The sequence below is a fragment of the Bacillus sp. LB7 genome, assembly GCF_030449715.1.
Taxonomy (GTDB): Bacteria; Bacillota; Bacilli; order Bacillales; family Bacillaceae; genus Bacillus; species Bacillus paralicheniformis.
In genome coordinates, this window is the sequence record NZ_JASGCA010000005.1 from 131,649 (window position 1) to 146,350 (window position 14,702).

Here is a 14,702-nt window from a genome sequence, read left to right on the forward strand (position 1 = left end):
ATAAAAATCAGACTTTTATAAAGCGCTTACATTACAATTTTCTCCCTGTTCGTTCAATTCCCGACATGCGTCGGTACTGATTGGGGGATACCCCCTTCGTTTTTTTAAATACCGTGCTGAAATAGTGCTGTGTATCATAGCCCGTTTGTTCGGCAATATCATGAATCGAAAGCGGGGTTGTCTCTAACAGATGAACCGCTTGGTCCATGCGCATCTCTGTCAAAAGCTGAACAAATGTGATGCCGAGCTCCTTCTTCATGATCCTGCTCAAATAGACGGGCGAGACTTGAAGCGCATCCGCCGTCTGTTTTAAAGAAAACTCCCTTTCAGTGAAATGCTTTTTCATATATTCTTTGGCCCTCGTGACAACCGGCGAGATATTAAATGCTTTCGAGACTTTCTGTCTGCATTGCTGATAGCATTGGGCGGCTGAGCGGCCGTTTTCGGCAAGCTTCGCGAAGCAGACGGCGGCGCCTGCCTGCATTTCAGCTTCGATCATCTCAGCAAGCGCCCGCTGTTCAGCTTCTGTAACAGAACGCCACAGGCAGGCGGCGATCAGACGGTCTCCGTCGAAAAAAACAGCCTTATCACGTTCATCGATAAAGAAGCGTTCTACTTTTTCTTTCAGACTGTCGGCTTCAGGCGGCTTGTTCCATACATGCCCGGCCGCGATGACACCGAGCGTCTCAGGATAACGTGCCGGCAGACGGAGGCATTCGAGCTGCCGGTAAACGTCTTCTTCGTCTGCCCGGCCTTCGATCCAGCTTCTGAAAACATGCTCTTTCAAAAGGCCGAGGTTTTGTTGAATATGCTGCTCGGCAAGCTTTTGCTCGCTGAGCTTCTTTTTTTCAGCTTTCAGCGACACGCTGATCTTTTCGAGCACTTGTTCCAGATGAGCGGGATCGACCGGCTTTAACAAATAATCATCGACATTCAGCCGGATCGCTTCTTGCGCGTACGCAAACTGATCGTAGCCCGTCACGATGACAAAGCGGCACTGCGGCAGGGCGCCGCGGAGCTTTTTCATCAGCGTGATTCCGTTGACGATCGGCATATTCAAGTCGACAATCAATAAGTCGATGCCGTGTTTGAGAGCGAGCTCAAATGCCTCCTCGCCATTCTCCGCTTCAGCCGACACCGACATTTGATAGCGCTCCCAAGAGACGGCATCCCGTATTCCTTCCCGAATCCACGGTTCATCATCGGCAATCAGTACGCGCCAACATTCACTCAAGGCTTGTTCCCCCTTTTGTTAAGATTGGAAGCCGTATTGTGACGGCGGTTCCGGCTCCTTTTCGGCTTTCAACCGTTAAACCGTACGGCTCGCCAAATGTAAGGGCGATCCGTTCATGGACGTTGATCATGCCGTAGCCCGCTGTATCGTCCCTGTGTTTGAATTGATCGGTTATTTGCTTTAGCGTCTCTTCATCCATTCCGGCTCCGTCATCCTCGATTTTGATGATCAGCGAGCCGTCTTCCTCCATACCTTTGATCGTAATATGCCCCGGCCCCTTTTTTTCTTTAATTCCGTGATAGATCGCATTTTCGACAATTGGCTGAAGTACGAGCTTTAATATCAGGCGATCGTCACAAAGCCCGGTCATTTCGATTGAGTAGTTTAATTTATCGCGGTATCGCGCTTTTTGGATTTTCAAATAGTTTTCAACATGTGCAAATTCATCAGACAGCGGAATGATATCTTTCCCTTTGCTCAAGGAGATGCGGAACAGCTTGGATAAAGCCTGCACGAGACCGCTGACCTCTTCCGCTCCTTTCTTCCTCGCCATCCAATTGATTGTATCCAGCGTGTTGTAGAGAAAATGAGGGTTGATCTGTGCCTGCAGCGCCCTTAATTCAGCTTCCCTTTTTTGGCGCTCTTGTCTTTCTGTGACTGACATCAGCTCCCTGATTCTCAACATCAGGCGATTGAAGCTTTTTCCCAATAGCCCGATTTCATCTTCCCTTTCCTCCTGATAACATGTTGAAAAATTCCCGCTTTCCGCCGTTTTCATGACAGCATTCAGCTTCAAAATCGGCCGCGACATGGAATGGGACAAATAATAGGAAGCGGACATTCCGAGAAACGCCGCCGTCAGTAAAAACAAAAGCACATACAAGTGGATTTCCTTCACTTCGAATACCGGTTCACCCGCTTTAAAAACGCCGACCGTTGTCCAGTTCGTAAAGGAAGACGTCTCATAAATGAACTGATACTCCTCTCCCTTGATCCGCTTCGAAAAATAGCCGGACCGGTCTTGACTGAACCACTTTTTCGGCAGAAACAGCTTTGAAGTCTCCGGTGCATAAATATTGCCGCCATTCTCATCCATGATCATCAAATAACCCGTTTTCCCCATACGGATATTTTTTGTCGCTTCTGCGAGGACGCGCAGCTTCAAATCGATGAGCACAACGCCTTTCACACGCTGTGTCTCAGGATCGATAACAGCTCTGACGGCAGAAACGACCTCGTCTTCCCTGTAGTGCACATGGCTTCTGATATTCCGATTGACAGGCTTTCCGATCATCTTGAAAATCCCTTCATTAGCGACAGCCGCCAGATACCACGGTTCTTTTGTCAAATCTGTCGGCGTGCGTTCATACATCTCATTGCTGATCATCTCACCCTTATCATTGACGACGAGAATGCCTGCGGCTTCAGAATATAAAGAAGTCAGGCCCTGCAAAAACGTCCTTCGCTTATAATCCGCCTCTCCGTCCTCCTTTTCGTGATTAAAAAACGCTTCCATTTCTTCATTCATTGATATTAAATATGTCAGGTTCTGCATGTGGCTGACATATACTTCAGCCGTCTTGTTCACTTCGCCGATCAGCTGCAGCGTTTGGTCGATCACCTGTTTTTCAATAATATTTTCAACGGCCCATCCCGATAAAATGCCGAGGCCGATCGTCGGCAGCATGCTGATTAATAAAAGAAGGCTGATCAGCTTATGACGGATCGGCGCATTGTTAATCAAACGTTTAATCATTCGCATAATAGGCTGCCACATTTTCTTTCGTTATGATCGTAATGCCTGTATCGATCGCTGCCGGAAGCGGGCGTTCATGCTTCAGATGGTGATTTGAGAAAAACAGCATGTGCAGCGACCAATAGCCCATTTGCCATGTGTCCTGACCCATTGTCGCGGAAATCGATCCGCTTTTGATGCCGTCCAGCGTTTTCTTGTCTTTATCAAAGCCGATGATGCATACTTCCCCTTCAAGTCCCGCCGCCTTCACAGCGCGGGCCACACCGCTCGCCCCATTGGCTTCTGTCGTGAAAATTCCTTTGATGGACGGATTTTTTTCCAGAATCTTCACCGCTTCTTTTTTCGACGTCAGCTCATCCCCTTTTCCGTCCAAAACCGCGGCGACCTTCATGTTCGGGTATTTTTGCTTGATCGTTTGTTCAAAGCCCTTCGTCCTTTCCTGGTGATTGTACTGCCGCGGCTGGGTAATGATGGCGGTCTCTCCCTTTCCATCTAAAAACTCGGCCATTCGCCTTGCGGCCTCAGCACCCGCTTCCATATTATTTGTGCCGACATATGTAGAGGCTTTGCTGAGCGGGGCGTCTGAATCGAATAAAACGATCGGAATGCCCTGCTCGTGCGCCTTGTCGATGACAGGGTTTAAAGCTTTGGGATCTATTGCCGAAAGCGCGATCCCCGCCGGCTTTTTTGCAATCACCTGCTCGAGGACGGTCGTCTGCTCATGGACATCATAATGGGCCGCCCCCCGATACTCGACAGAGACGTTGAAAAGCTGCGCAGCATCCTCAAAGCCTTTCAGGCCGCTCTTCCAATATTCGATTCCCGATTGAAACGTAACCATCACATATTTTTCGGACAGACTTCCGGCCGCCGGCCTTCTGCTTGCTTCTGTAGATCCGGTTTTATCGCCCCGGGAATAGTCGTAGACATACAGAAAAAACATACAGAGCATCACGGCATAAACAACTAACAGCTTCTTCATCTTCATCCCCCTGTTGGTCAGAGGACAAGACAGCGTTTACAATCTATCATGAAGGATATATTTGGCCGCATATTTTTCTAAGAATCCAGCTGAGGCATCCTGACAGAAATCCCGTCCGTCCCCTTTTTTCATCACAAACAGACAATTTCTCCCCCCTTGTTCATACGAAATATCTAATCTATTTGACATTCTGTTCGAAAAACCCTGTTTAGTGTTCGACAAGATCGCCTCTTTCTTAAAATTACCTTAAAGTTTGTGAAACAAAAAATAAATACAACAAAAATCCAAACCTTAAGAACCATGTCTTTAGACCTTGCAGGGAAATGGAGAAAAGTGCAAAATCGCAGTCATATTAAGGAATTCCCTGCATAACCGCTCGATTCAATTCTTTATTCACGGTACATTTTTCCTATTCAACTCATTTATACCATGTTGTAACATTAATAAGGTCCTTTAATGAACGAATCCCAACAGGTCATTTGAATCAAATTTCCGGGAGGTGGCAGTAACATGATCTGGGAAAAAACAGTTTTATACGGGCTGCAAGGTACACTTCTCATCAAAAAACAACAGCTCGAACAACTGAAAAATTGCCAAACCGAATTAGAAGCAGATAAAAAGGAATTTGACGATTCAAAAGACAGCATCAAAAAGCCCGAACTGTCGCCGACAACATGGCAGGGCAGCCTTGCTGATTCTTTTAAAAACGTCAGAAGCGATATGAAAACGGCCTACAATGATATTTGCGGAAAACAATTAAATGAAGTGTTTAAACAATTAAAAGAGAAAATCTCTTCCTTAAATGATGACATTGATTCACTAGGTAAGGATATCAGCTCATTAAAAACGAAAATCGAAAAGCTGGAAAAAGAAGAAAGAGAAGCCCGCCGCTAAAGGAGTGATTACGATGGGTCAAGAAATCAAAGTCAAAACGGGCGAAGTCAAACAGGCGCTCTCAAAACTGAAGCATTCAGCCCAAGCTGTGAAGCCGAACGTGCCGACAGATATCAGCGGCAAAAACAACCTTGACGTCGTCAAAAAAATCGAAAGCATGAACAAAGATTTGAAAAGTCTGACAAAAGCATACGCATCGGCTCTCGCTAAACAAATTGCACAAACCGAGCAGGCTGTCAACGCCATAAAAGACGCCGACAAAAAGCTGTCGTCATCGATCAAAGCCAAGTAGAAGGAAGGGACTACGCATTGAAAACTCTAGATGTTCAGGCTTTTCAAACCGGCCTAGACAAAACGCTGACCGAATTAAAAAACCAGACTGACGAGATTTCAAAAGTCAAACAAAGCGTCAAAGGCTTCACCTCCCTTGACGACGCCTTAAAAGGCGCGGGCGGTGAAGCGATCCGCTCGTTCTACGAAGAATGCCACACCACTTTTCTTCTTTTTTATGAATCTTTTGTTTCCGACTATAAAGGACTTTTAGAAAAGACGAAAAGCGCACTTCATTCCCTTGAACCGAACCAAAACGGCTTTATCTCGCAAAGCTTTCTTGAGAACGAACTCCATGACGGCGTCAGCCAAGCTGAATCGCTGACTGGCAGATTGACGTCAAAAGCCAATCAGACGATGGCCACTGTCAGCCACATCGTCGACCTGCCCGACCTTGACGATTCAGCCGTCAACGAGAACGCCAAAAAAGCGCAAAGACAAATCAGCGAGACGCTCGAAAAGCTCCACACTTTCGACCGCGAACAGACAAATGCACTGAAAGCGGCGAGGGATGACCTCGACACAATGAAGCAGTACATCCAGCAGCTGGAGAAAATGTATACGGGACCGAAGATTGAAATATCGGGATATAAAAGCGGTTCAATTTTAAAGCCGCAAAATGACTCAACAATCAGTCAAGCTCCCGGCGGCCTGCAAAGCGACCTGCAAAACCCCGGCGAAACACCGATGGAGAAGATGCTAGGGCGGTTTAGCGAAAAAGACGAAAAAGGCAAAATCGAAGACACAACAAAAGAAGAACTTCCATTTGAGATCGATTGGATGTATCCTGTATCGAGTGCGGGAAGTTTGTATGGGACGACTACTGCTGCGACGGATTTTGGGAAGAGTGTGAAGTATGTTGTTAAAGATGGGGTTAAAATTGAAAAAGGCATAGAAACCAATAGCGGAAGGAAGATAAGCGGATACAAGGTACAAAACGGCCAAGCAATAGGAATCAAAGGCAAAAATTATCCAGAAACATGGACTAAATCACAGTTAAAAGCCGGAAACACTCCTAAAATTGCTGAATATACAAAAGCTTCGTCTGCAGTAAAAGGGGCAATGAAAAGCAAATTGGGTTGGGCAGGTGTTGCCATCACAACTGGAGAAGATTTAGTGAAAAATATAAATGACCCTAATGTCTCAACAGAAAAAACTGTTGGTGATGTTGCAGTAGATGTAGGAGTTGGTGCTGCTACCTTAGGAGTCAGTGCTGTTGTTGGTGCGGCAGTTATTGGAGCTGGTGCTCCAATTATCGCAGCTGCTGCTGTAGGTTTTGTTGCATCAGTAGGGGTTTCTATGGCGTTAGGTGGGATAAAATTAGGTAAAGATAAAAAAAGCGTAACTGATATGGCAAAAGATACAGTGGAGTCTGGGTTAAAGACAGTCGCAGGCTGGTTTAAATAACCTAAAGGAGACGAGCATAATTGCTGAAATTAAATGAAAAAGTTATATTCAGAAGATTACCTGAAGAAACTAGGCATCATTTAATCATTTTAGTTGACCGAGACGAAAAAGTGAGTATGTGCATATTAAATATAATTATGTTAGATGCATTACTTTTATTTCTGCTGCTTGCAAACGGAATAAAACCGTTTACTATAGTAGCTTTACCACCTCTTATACTCGTTAATTTATGGATGTTTATTTTATTCTTCAAAGACATGGAATTACATAGAAACAATCTTGAATTTGTACTTTATAAAGGTTTTTCATTCAGTACTATGTCCTATTGCTGGTTTATTCTATCCCAGAAAATGTATTATTCCATCCTAGGACTTAATTGGTTGTTTATAATTTTTTCTGTCCTATTTCTTGTTATTGTGGCTCTAGGTTCATTTCGCTACTACTTGATAAAGTTTTCTATTCACAAACAAAAAAAAAGAGCAGTCCCTACTTGGGCAGTCTACTTATTAGCGGCTGGGCCAGCCGCTGGCTATATGATTTCTCAAATTACACTTCATTTTTCAGAATCTGTAATAAATATATTTATGAGCATTGTTTCTCTACTTGCAGCCTGCCTATTTTCTTTTATAGGTGCTAAATTTATACACCAATTTCTTTTTGTTAAAACAAATCAAAACATCATTAAAAATATAGGGAAGGGGAGAAAGTAATGGGTGAAAATAACCTACTGCCTTCCGGCTCCATCGTCCTCCTCGAAGGCGGAACAAAAAAATTAATGATTTACGGAAGAAAACAGATCGTCGTGAGCGAAGATCCACAAATGTTTGACTATATCGGCGTTTTTTACCCCGAGGGCTACATTAATCAAGAATACACTTTTGCTTTTAACCATTCAGATATTGAGAAAGTGATTTTCGAAGGCTATCAAGACGAAGAAGAAATTGAGTTTCAGCAAGTTTTGGCTGAAGCCGCGATCGATTAAACCTCTAAGCATCTCACAACGGGATGCTTTCTCTTATTCCAGTTTCCTGAATTATTGTTTCAAAAAGATAGACGAGATATGAAAAAAACACAGAGCCAAACGTTGCCGATGCAGAAAACACTCATCAAGAAAAAGGGGCTCAATATGAAAAACGAAAAAATTTTTCTATATAAAAAAATAAACGAAGCAATGATCATCTTCACGATTTTATTCCCTGTGGTTGGTATCTTTTTTGTCATCATGACGATATTGGGTTTATTGGAACAAGCCCCTTCAGAAATTCCCTTATTTGTTTCGGTTATCAGCTTATTTTTTTTCGTTCCTCCGCTCCTATTGCATATCTACAGAAAAAAGGTCTGGCTGAAAAAACACATGCAGAATTATAAAAATTCAGAGGGATAAGCGGAGGAATACAAGCTTTGCTGAGACTAAAAGAAACGGTTACATACAAAGATTTACCTTACAATATTCAATCACATTTGACAGCTCCCGTCAGCCGGGAAACGAAATGGGGAATGGCGTGTTTTATCGTGTTGATGCTGGATATTCTATGCATATTACCTGTGCTGGCGAGCAAAGTCGAATTTTTCACTTTTGCCGCCGTCCCTGTCGCTATTCTGATCAATATATGGATGATCATCATGAATAGCAGAAATATGACCGAATATCTTCATCACCTTCAATATGTTCGGTTTATGGGCGTATCATTCAGCGGTATGTCATATTGCCAGCTGATCACGGCGCAAAAAATGATGTTTACTGCTATCGGTTTCCATTTAACGTTGATCAGTCTGTCACTATTCATATATGCCGCCTCTATCTTCCTCGTTATTCGATATTACTTGGTTGTATTCCCTGATTCTAAAGGCAAAAGGGAGACAGCAGCTCCGACATGGGTGCTCCTCGCGACTGTTCCGGCAGCCGGTTTTATGATAAGTCATGCCGTTTTGCGAGTTTCCGAGTCTGCCGTCTATTTTTTGATGAGTACCGTCTATCTGCTTATGGCTTGTTTATTTTCTATGATGGGGGTCTACAAATACTTCTTCATCAAAGCGAATCAAGATATCATCAGACAGCATAGGATTGAAGGCACAAGGAGAGGTCATGTTTGAAAGGCAGAAATAAAATCATTCTCTTAGTTTATTCCCTATATGCAATAACCATCATTTTGGAAGCTCTTGTAAGACCTGCGATCAACTGGAGGGAAAAAATTTCCGTCATCGGCTTTATGTTCGTTTCAATTTCTTTATTCGCACTCATTATTTATGTGTTCATAAATAAGCCGAAGAAAGATCAAAGCGCGCCCCGATGCAACATCGTCGCGAAAATCTTTTGGAAGAAATACAGAAAGCCGTTCACGCTCTCTTTCTACTTCATCGGCATCCTGATTGTGGGGATATCCGTGTTTTTCATGCCCGAACTCTCACTCGCTTGGAAATCCGGCGTGTTTGCGATTTTGTTTGCCGTGATATCTGGCGGCTTTTTTGCGGTTTATCAAACGGCGAATCAAATGCTGAACCGGTCTTGTTTGGAAAGAATGCCTGACGAAGAATGAGAAGCTTTTTTTTTGTTAAAAAACGCTGGAGTCCGCCATTCATAAAGGAGTTATGATGTCACCAGAAACTTTTGTTGTATATACCGAATACTTTATCGCCGGTATGTTGGCCGCCCATTTCGCTTACAGTTTGGGTTTTTTAATCATAGCGGGCCACATGATCATTGAATATGAAAAAATGATCTTTTTAAAACCTGAAAAATGGTCCCATAAAATCACGAATACATTCGTTTTTCTTCTTGTCGGCACCGGTTACTTTGTTTACAAACGGCTATTAAAATACAACTGGTTCCTGAGAAAACTGTATTTCGCCCTTTATCTTGCGGGCAGAGGCATTTTAAGCATCATCATCTTTTATATTTTTTCCTTTCTGCTCCATCTCATTTTCAGCGTTTAAATCATTTACGATTGGAGTAATCTGCATGTCTAAATTTCTACAAAAACCAAGAAACAAAGCCATCTTATCCGTCTACCTGTTTTTCGTTTGCGGCTCCGTTCTCAGCTCTGTTCTGAATCCGGTGATGAGCCTGGGCGAAAAGCTGTTTATCCTCTGTTTTAATATTTTCTCGGCAACTTTATTCGCATTTCTCATTTATGTGCTGCTAAATAAACTGATGAAAGATGAAGACCACAAACACCCGGCAGCCCCCGAAAAAAACGGGATTAATCAAGTAATTTGGAAAAAATACAAAAAGCCGCTGATCCTGTTTGTTTATTTTGGCGGCGTGTTTTCCGTCTGCGCTGTTATTATTCCCATGCCGATATATACCGTTGCTGAAAAGCTCGTGATCCTTTCGATCGCCATTATTTTTATTACAATTGGCTGTATCTTGGCTTATAAAGTGACGAATAAGATGCTATCGAAATAAAACTTGGATTTGAGATAATTGCTGCAATTTATTGAAGAATCATCATGACATAATCAACAAGCCAGAATGCGATGATTCGGGTAATCAATGGGGGTAAAAGTTCCAGATGTTGAAATTGAATCAAAACGTGAAATATAGAAATCTACCTTCTGAGATTAAAACACATTTATCAACTCCTTTTAATAATCGCGAAAAATTCACCATTGTTATTTTCATTCTTTTCTTTCTCGATGTTACTTGCTTAGTGCCATTGTTGGCTAACGAAGTCAGGATTTTCACATTTTTCGCGATGCCCTTTATCATTGTCATCCATATATGGTCGTTCATTACGTTATTCATAAAACTGGATCGGTATAAAAAGAAACTCGCTTTTTTAATCTATACTGGCTGTTCATTCGCGGTAGTTTCATATTGCGCTTTTATCGTGACTTTGAAACGGACCTATTATGTGTTCGGTTTTAATTGGCTCATTGCCGGGACTGCGGGGCTGACCTACTTACTGTTTACCATTAAAATGATTCGTTATTTCTTAATTGAATTCCCCGTTTTCAAAAGAAAGAAAAAATCATCTCCTACCTGGATAGGACAAGTATTTACAGCGGCTCCTGCCGTAGGATTTATAACAGGTCATTTTCTGTTTCGCTCCTCCGAAGCTGTCATTAATACTGCAATGAGTGTCATTTCATTACTGACTGCTTGCACTTTTTCTTATATGGCTGTCAAATTTTTTCACCAGTTCTTTTTTATAAAAGCCAATCAAGATATTATTAATCAAAGATTGAAACAATACCCCGGAAAAAAAGCAAGAAAAAGAGCCGCTCGTATGCAGCAGCAAAATGAACGATAAATGTCGAGACGTAAACTAGTTATATTTGAAGCCTATTCCTCAAGAAACAGCAGTATAAAATCCAAAAAGACAAGCCAAAGCATGACTTGTCTTTCTCTACTATTTCCTCAGCTCCCCCAGCGTCTCCTCCCACCGCCGCAAAACCGCCGCTTCATCCTTCAGCTCAATCTGAACGCCGGAGATGATATCAGCGTATTTTGCGATATCTTCCCGTGCCGCTTCGACCGTACCGGCGAAGCGCGCTCTCGGGTGTTTGGCGTCTTTTAATTCGGGCAGTTTCTTTAAAGACAGCCGCACATAATGTGCTTTGCCTTTCCAGCAGGTGACAAGGAGCGCCCGGCCTGTTCTCGCGATGTTCGCGGTTGTCGTTGTGCCTTGCCAGAGAGCCAGGCGGATGTCGGTTTTGTTCAAAGCGAGGATTTCGCCGGCGCTGATCATCGCTGTGTGCGGCCAGCCGTCTTCTGTGACGGTCTGGAGCATCATCGCTTCGTGCCGCTTTCCGGCGAGTTTCTCTCCGTTTATCAGCTGAAACAATTCGTTAGATATCTGAGCCATGCCGGATGCCTCCCTTTAGATTTTCCGGTCTGGAACCGCCGGCACTTGTACGGCTGTTTCAACTTCAGAAGGGTCGATTTTAAAGGCCGGATTGTATTTTTCAGGATTTGTAATCGTCTCCGGCTCCGACGACCTCCAAGTGAAAAAGCAGTGCTGGCATTGATAAACTTCCCAGGCTCCTTCAACGGGTGACTTGCTGACGGTTTCCGCTTTTTTTAATTCGCAGCGCGGACATGTATGCATGATGAAACACTCTCCTCTTTTATTGATTTAACAGATTCATTAATTTCGCTTCCCACTCTTTCGTTCCTATAGGGGAATCGAGCGGCTGTGAATAGTGTCCTCTTGTTTCCGGGGCCGCAGGCGTTGTCGCGTCCAGGATCATTTTGTGGGTGATTCCCGCCGGTTCAGAACCCGGATCAAGCGCCAGAACGGATAAATCCGGGATGATGACTGCATCGTGTTTTGGATGCATTTTCGTTGAAATTGCCCACATCACTTGCGGGAGGTTAAACGGATCGACGTCTTCGTCAACGAGGATCACCATTTTGCAGTATCCGAGGCCGTGCGGGGTCGTCAGCGCGCGCATGCCGACGGCTTTGGCGAATCCGCCGTAGCGGCTTTTCGTTGATACAATGGCGATCAAGCCGTGTGTATACATCGCGTTTACCGCGACAATTTCATTCGGATAGGCCTCTTTTAGCTGCTGGTAAAGCGGCACACATGTATTAATGCCGACCATGTAGTCAACCTCAGTCCAAGGCATGCCTAAATACAGGTGTTCAAAAATCGGGTTGTTGCGGTGGCAGACGCGCTTGATTTTGATGATTGGCATGCTTCTTCCGCCTGAATAGTGGCCGGTAAACTCGCCGAACGGGCCTTCATACTCACGTTCGCCCGCCAAGATCTCGCCTTCGAGAACCACTTCCGCGCCCCATGGGATATCTAAGTCAGACAGTTTTGATTTGACGATTTTATAAGGTTCGCCTTGCAAGGCCCCTGCCATTTCGTATTCTGATTGATCGTATAAGAGCGGTGTGGATGCCGCCGTTGCAATGACCGGTTCGCAGCCGAGCGCAATCGTGACAGGCAGGTTTTCGCCGCGCTCTTCAGCCTGGCGCAAGTGGATCGCAATGTCATGCTGCGGGACGGGCTGAATGCCGAGGCGGTCTTTTCCTTTTACTTGCAATCTGTACATGCCGACATTTTGTTTGCCGAAGTGTTCCGGATCCTCGACATCTCTGGAAATGACGCATGCCTTGTCTAAATAAAAGCCGCCGTCGCCCTGATTGATGCGGAAGAGCGGCAGAATGTCAAACAGGTTGATGCCTTCTGTGATGTCGTTTTCATGAAACGGCGCTGTCTCCTCTCTTTGCACTTTTACAGGAAACTGATCATAGCGGCGCGCAAATTCAAAGAACTGTTCTTTGACAGGCGTGTCTTTCGGAAGGCCGAGCATTAACGCGTGGTTCGGCCAGGAGCCGATGACATTCAGCGCGATTTGGGCATTGTTATAGCCGTAAATGTTGTTGAATAAAAGAGCGGGTGATTTGTCTCCGAGGTTGTTGGCGGCGCGTGCAGCAGCTCCCAAATCGGGTTCCGGCTTCACCTCTTCCTGAACTTCAAGAAGCTGTCCTTCTTTTTTCAGCGTATTTAAAAAATCTCTAAAATCTTGATAAGCCATTCTGTTATCCTCCTTATTTCTCCTGTTTCATTCCTTCCCAGCGCTTCGCTTCAGACAGATGGATTCCAAATTGGTCCAGCGTCCGGAATACGATATGGTCGACCATTTCGGTCAGATTTTGGGGATGATTATAAAAAGCCGGCATCGGCGGCAGGATCACCGCGCCCATTTTTGTCAGCTCAAGCATGTTTTCAAGATGAATCTGGTTCAGCGGCGTCTCCCTTGTTAACAGCACAAGCTTTTTCCGTTCCTTCAGCATGACGTCCGCCGAACGGGTCAACAGGTTATCCGCCATACCGGTGCGGATGCCCGCCAACGTCTTCATGCTGCACGGTGCGACAATCATTCCGTCCGTTTGAAAGGAACCGCTTGAAATGCGGGCCGCCTGGTCTTTGTGGGAATACGTAAAAGATGCGAGCTTTTCTACGTCTTTCATCGTATATCCCGTTTCGTGCAGGATCGTTGCCGCTGCCCACGGAGAGATGACCAGGTGTGTCTCTGCGTCGGTTTTCTTCAGCCACTCCAGCATCCGCACGCCAAATATCGCGCCGGTCGCGCCCGTAATTCCGACGATGATGTTCATATGCGCCCCCCTTTCCCTCTTGGTGCTTCAGTTAAAATGATACGCCTCTATTTACCATATTGAAAATATCTGTTAAATCTATATATAATACTTTAAAGGTATAAAAAGGAGTGCCGAGAAAATGGATATTCGCCAGTTAAAGTACTTTGTTACGATCGCCCAAGAAGGAAAGATTACAACGGCAGCGAAGCGGCTCCATATCGCCCAGCCGCCGCTCTCCAGACAGTTGAAGCAGATTGAAGAGGAGCTCGGAGTCGTTTTATTTGACCGGAACAAAAAGAAAAATCTGACGCTGACCTATGAAGGAGAAGTGTTTTTGAAAAGAGCAAAAGAAATCCTGCACAAGCTTGAGGATTCCATCTTGGAGGTGCGGGAGCTGCGTGAAGAAGTCAACGGAACCCTTGCCGTCGGTTCAACGATTTACTGTGCGGCTCTATTGCTCTCAAAAGTCTCGAAGATCAGGGAAATGTACCCGAATTTAATGTTTAACATTTGGGAAGGTGAGCCTTCACGGCTGAGCGGGCTCCTGGAAAGCCGGCAGATCGATGCGGCGGTCACGACAACGCCTTTCCACAGCAAAAATATCGAATCAAAGAGCCTGCCGGAGGTCCCATGCAAGCTCGTTCTTCCGGGGAATCAGTCGTATGGCTTAAAAGGGGAAGCCGGAATGAAAGAAATTGCCGGTCTGCCGCTGATTCTGCTCAGGCCGTCGCATGGAAAAGGGATTTATGATGAGGTCGTCTATCACTTTCAATCATCGGGCTTGGAGCCGAGGGTCGTCTGTGAGTGCCACGATTCTACAACGCTCCTCAGCCTCGTCACTTCAGGATTCGGAGCAACGATTCTGCCGCTGTCCATGCTGCCGGCGCATTTTGCACGCCATGTTCAGACTTTGGAGATTCAAGACAATCCGTTCATTCTGCAGCCGTCTGTCGTTTGGCGGGCCGGCAGTTTTCTGCCGAAGCCCGTAAGAGAGTTTTTGGCTTTATTTTGATAAAAAAAAGAAAAGGCATCATGCCGATGC

The 14,702-nt window shown here is 44.9% G+C and carries 18 protein-coding genes; 11 read left to right on the forward strand and 7 right to left on the reverse strand.

Translation table 11 applies throughout. From position 1 onward, the window contains the following. Positions 1 to 31 precede the first annotated feature (31 nt). From QMZ64_RS08985 to QMZ64_RS08995, 3 genes are read right to left on the reverse strand one after another with little or no spacing between them, the layout of a single operon-like run. Positions 32 to 1,234 (reverse strand): response regulator transcription factor, encoded by a 1,203-nt coding sequence (locus QMZ64_RS08985; protein WP_301441265.1) that lies wholly within the window; start codon positions 1,232 to 1,234, stop codon positions 32 to 34. Beyond that, the gene (locus QMZ64_RS08990; RefSeq protein ID WP_301441284.1) at positions 1,227 to 2,990 is read right to left on the reverse strand and encodes a cache domain-containing sensor histidine kinase; all 1,764 of its coding nucleotides are present in this window, start codon (positions 2,988 to 2,990) and stop codon (positions 1,227 to 1,229) included. The genes QMZ64_RS08985 and QMZ64_RS08990 overlap by 8 nt, the downstream gene beginning before the upstream one ends. Next, positions 2,983 to 3,972, reverse strand: a complete 990-nt coding sequence (locus QMZ64_RS08995; protein WP_265624858.1) for a substrate-binding domain-containing protein — start codon at positions 3,970 to 3,972, stop codon at positions 2,983 to 2,985. Before QMZ64_RS08995 ends, QMZ64_RS08990 begins: the two co-directional genes overlap by 8 nt. A gap of 510 nt (positions 3,973 to 4,482) precedes the next feature. Here QMZ64_RS08995 and QMZ64_RS09000 point away from each other — a divergent pair. The 10 genes from QMZ64_RS09000 to QMZ64_RS09045 all read left to right on the forward strand — a co-directional run bounded on the left by QMZ64_RS09000 (position 4,483) and on the right by QMZ64_RS09045 (position 10,856). After that, positions 4,483 to 4,866: a YwqH-like family protein gene (locus tag QMZ64_RS09000; RefSeq protein WP_003178893.1), complete on the forward strand. Its 384-nt coding sequence runs from the start codon at positions 4,483 to 4,485 to the stop codon at positions 4,864 to 4,866. Positions 4,867 to 4,879: 13 nt separating this feature from the next. Then, complete coding sequence (locus QMZ64_RS09005; RefSeq protein ID WP_020450144.1) at positions 4,880 to 5,158, forward strand: YwqI/YxiC family protein; 279 nt, start codon at positions 4,880 to 4,882, stop codon at positions 5,156 to 5,158. Positions 5,159 to 5,175: 17 nt separating this feature from the next. After that, positions 5,176 to 6,603: a ribonuclease YeeF family protein gene (locus QMZ64_RS09010; RefSeq protein WP_265624859.1), complete on the forward strand. Its 1,428-nt coding sequence runs from the start codon at positions 5,176 to 5,178 to the stop codon at positions 6,601 to 6,603. 20 nt (positions 6,604 to 6,623) lie between these two features. Next, entirely contained in the window at positions 6,624 to 7,313 is a 690-nt protein-coding gene (locus QMZ64_RS09015; protein ID WP_076791917.1) for a hypothetical protein, read from the forward strand. Beyond that, positions 7,313 to 7,585: a DUF4176 domain-containing protein gene (locus QMZ64_RS09020; RefSeq protein WP_076791919.1), complete on the forward strand. Its 273-nt coding sequence runs from the start codon at positions 7,313 to 7,315 to the stop codon at positions 7,583 to 7,585. The genes QMZ64_RS09015 and QMZ64_RS09020 overlap by 1 nt, the downstream gene beginning before the upstream one ends. Positions 7,586 to 8,004: 419 nt before the next feature. Beyond that, positions 8,005 to 8,697 (forward strand): hypothetical protein, encoded by a 693-nt coding sequence (locus tag QMZ64_RS09025; protein ID WP_265624861.1) that lies wholly within the window; start codon positions 8,005 to 8,007, stop codon positions 8,695 to 8,697. Further along, positions 8,694 to 9,140, forward strand: a complete 447-nt coding sequence (locus tag QMZ64_RS09030; RefSeq protein ID WP_043925974.1) for a hypothetical protein — start codon at positions 8,694 to 8,696, stop codon at positions 9,138 to 9,140. The genes QMZ64_RS09025 and QMZ64_RS09030 overlap by 4 nt, the downstream gene beginning before the upstream one ends. 52 nt (positions 9,141 to 9,192) lie before the next feature. Beyond that, positions 9,193 to 9,537: a hypothetical protein gene (locus tag QMZ64_RS09035; protein ID WP_301441266.1), complete on the forward strand. Its 345-nt coding sequence runs from the start codon at positions 9,193 to 9,195 to the stop codon at positions 9,535 to 9,537. Positions 9,538 to 9,562: 25 nt separating this feature from the next. Then, positions 9,563 to 10,009 carry a hypothetical protein gene (locus tag QMZ64_RS09040; RefSeq protein ID WP_265624863.1) on the forward strand — a complete coding sequence of 149 codons (447 nt, stop codon included), beginning with the start codon at positions 9,563 to 9,565 and terminating at the stop codon, positions 10,007 to 10,009. Between the two features lie 106 nt (positions 10,010 to 10,115). Then, positions 10,116 to 10,856 carry a hypothetical protein gene (locus QMZ64_RS09045; RefSeq protein ID WP_076791931.1) on the forward strand — a complete coding sequence of 247 codons (741 nt, stop codon included), beginning with the start codon at positions 10,116 to 10,118 and terminating at the stop codon, positions 10,854 to 10,856. 99 nt (positions 10,857 to 10,955) lie between these two features. On the opposite strand, the gene QMZ64_RS09050 is transcribed toward QMZ64_RS09045, so the two are convergent. The 4 genes from QMZ64_RS09050 to QMZ64_RS09065 are packed head-to-tail and all read right to left on the reverse strand — an operon-like array spanning position 10,956 to position 13,678. Further along, entirely contained in the window at positions 10,956 to 11,411 is a 456-nt protein-coding gene (locus QMZ64_RS09050) for a pyridoxamine 5'-phosphate oxidase family protein (RefSeq protein ID WP_265624864.1), read from the reverse strand. 15 nt (positions 11,412 to 11,426) lie between these two features. Continuing rightward, on the reverse strand, positions 11,427 to 11,654 hold the full coding sequence (locus QMZ64_RS09055) for a non-oxidative hydroxyarylic acid decarboxylases subunit D (RefSeq protein WP_020450130.1): 228 nt from the start codon (positions 11,652 to 11,654) through the stop codon (positions 11,427 to 11,429). 19 nt (positions 11,655 to 11,673) lie between these two features. Next, the gene (locus QMZ64_RS09060) at positions 11,674 to 13,095 is read right to left on the reverse strand and encodes a non-oxidative hydroxyarylic acid decarboxylases subunit C (RefSeq protein ID WP_265624866.1); all 1,422 of its coding nucleotides are present in this window, start codon (positions 13,093 to 13,095) and stop codon (positions 11,674 to 11,676) included. Positions 13,096 to 13,108: 13 nt separating this feature from the next. After that, entirely contained in the window at positions 13,109 to 13,678 is a 570-nt protein-coding gene (locus QMZ64_RS09065) for a non-oxidative hydroxyarylic acid decarboxylases subunit B (RefSeq protein WP_145652693.1), read from the reverse strand. Positions 13,679 to 13,799: 121 nt separating this feature from the next. Here QMZ64_RS09065 and QMZ64_RS09070 point away from each other — a divergent pair, with 121 nt between their 5' ends. Next, complete coding sequence (locus tag QMZ64_RS09070; protein WP_265624868.1) at positions 13,800 to 14,672, forward strand: LysR family transcriptional regulator; 873 nt, start codon at positions 13,800 to 13,802, stop codon at positions 14,670 to 14,672. Positions 14,673 to 14,702 lie beyond the last annotated feature (30 nt).

Excerpts from the sequence above, each read along its gene's own strand:
- QMZ64_RS09050 (WP_265624864.1), bottom strand. The coding sequence starts at position 11,411 with ATGGCTCAGATATCTAACGAATTGTTTCAGCTGATAAACGGAGAGAAA.
- QMZ64_RS09070 (WP_265624868.1), top strand. The coding sequence starts at position 13,800 with ATGGATATTCGCCAGTTAAAGTACTTTGTTACGATCGCCCAAGAAGGA.
- QMZ64_RS09065 (WP_145652693.1), bottom strand. The coding sequence starts at position 13,678 with ATGAACATCATCGTCGGAATTACGGGCGCGACCGGCGCGATATTTGGC.
- QMZ64_RS08990 (WP_301441284.1), bottom strand. The coding sequence starts at position 2,990 with ATGATTAAACGTTTGATTAACAATGCGCCGATCCGTCATAAGCTGATC.
- QMZ64_RS09005 (WP_020450144.1), top strand. The coding sequence starts at position 4,880 with ATGGGTCAAGAAATCAAAGTCAAAACGGGCGAAGTCAAACAGGCGCTC.
- QMZ64_RS09040 (WP_265624863.1), top strand. The coding sequence starts at position 9,563 with ATGTCTAAATTTCTACAAAAACCAAGAAACAAAGCCATCTTATCCGTC.
- QMZ64_RS09020 (WP_076791919.1), top strand. The coding sequence starts at position 7,313 with ATGGGTGAAAATAACCTACTGCCTTCCGGCTCCATCGTCCTCCTCGAA.
- QMZ64_RS08995 (WP_265624858.1), bottom strand. The coding sequence starts at position 3,972 with ATGAAGAAGCTGTTAGTTGTTTATGCCGTGATGCTCTGTATGTTTTTT.
- QMZ64_RS09035 (WP_301441266.1), top strand. The coding sequence starts at position 9,193 with ATGATGTCACCAGAAACTTTTGTTGTATATACCGAATACTTTATCGCC.
- QMZ64_RS09000 (WP_003178893.1), top strand. The coding sequence starts at position 4,483 with ATGATCTGGGAAAAAACAGTTTTATACGGGCTGCAAGGTACACTTCTC.
- QMZ64_RS09060 (WP_265624866.1), bottom strand. The coding sequence starts at position 13,095 with ATGGCTTATCAAGATTTTAGAGATTTTTTAAATACGCTGAAAAAAGAA.
- QMZ64_RS09045 (WP_076791931.1), top strand. The coding sequence starts at position 10,116 with ATGTTGAAATTGAATCAAAACGTGAAATATAGAAATCTACCTTCTGAG.
- QMZ64_RS09055 (WP_020450130.1), bottom strand. The coding sequence starts at position 11,654 with ATGCATACATGTCCGCGCTGCGAATTAAAAAAAGCGGAAACCGTCAGC.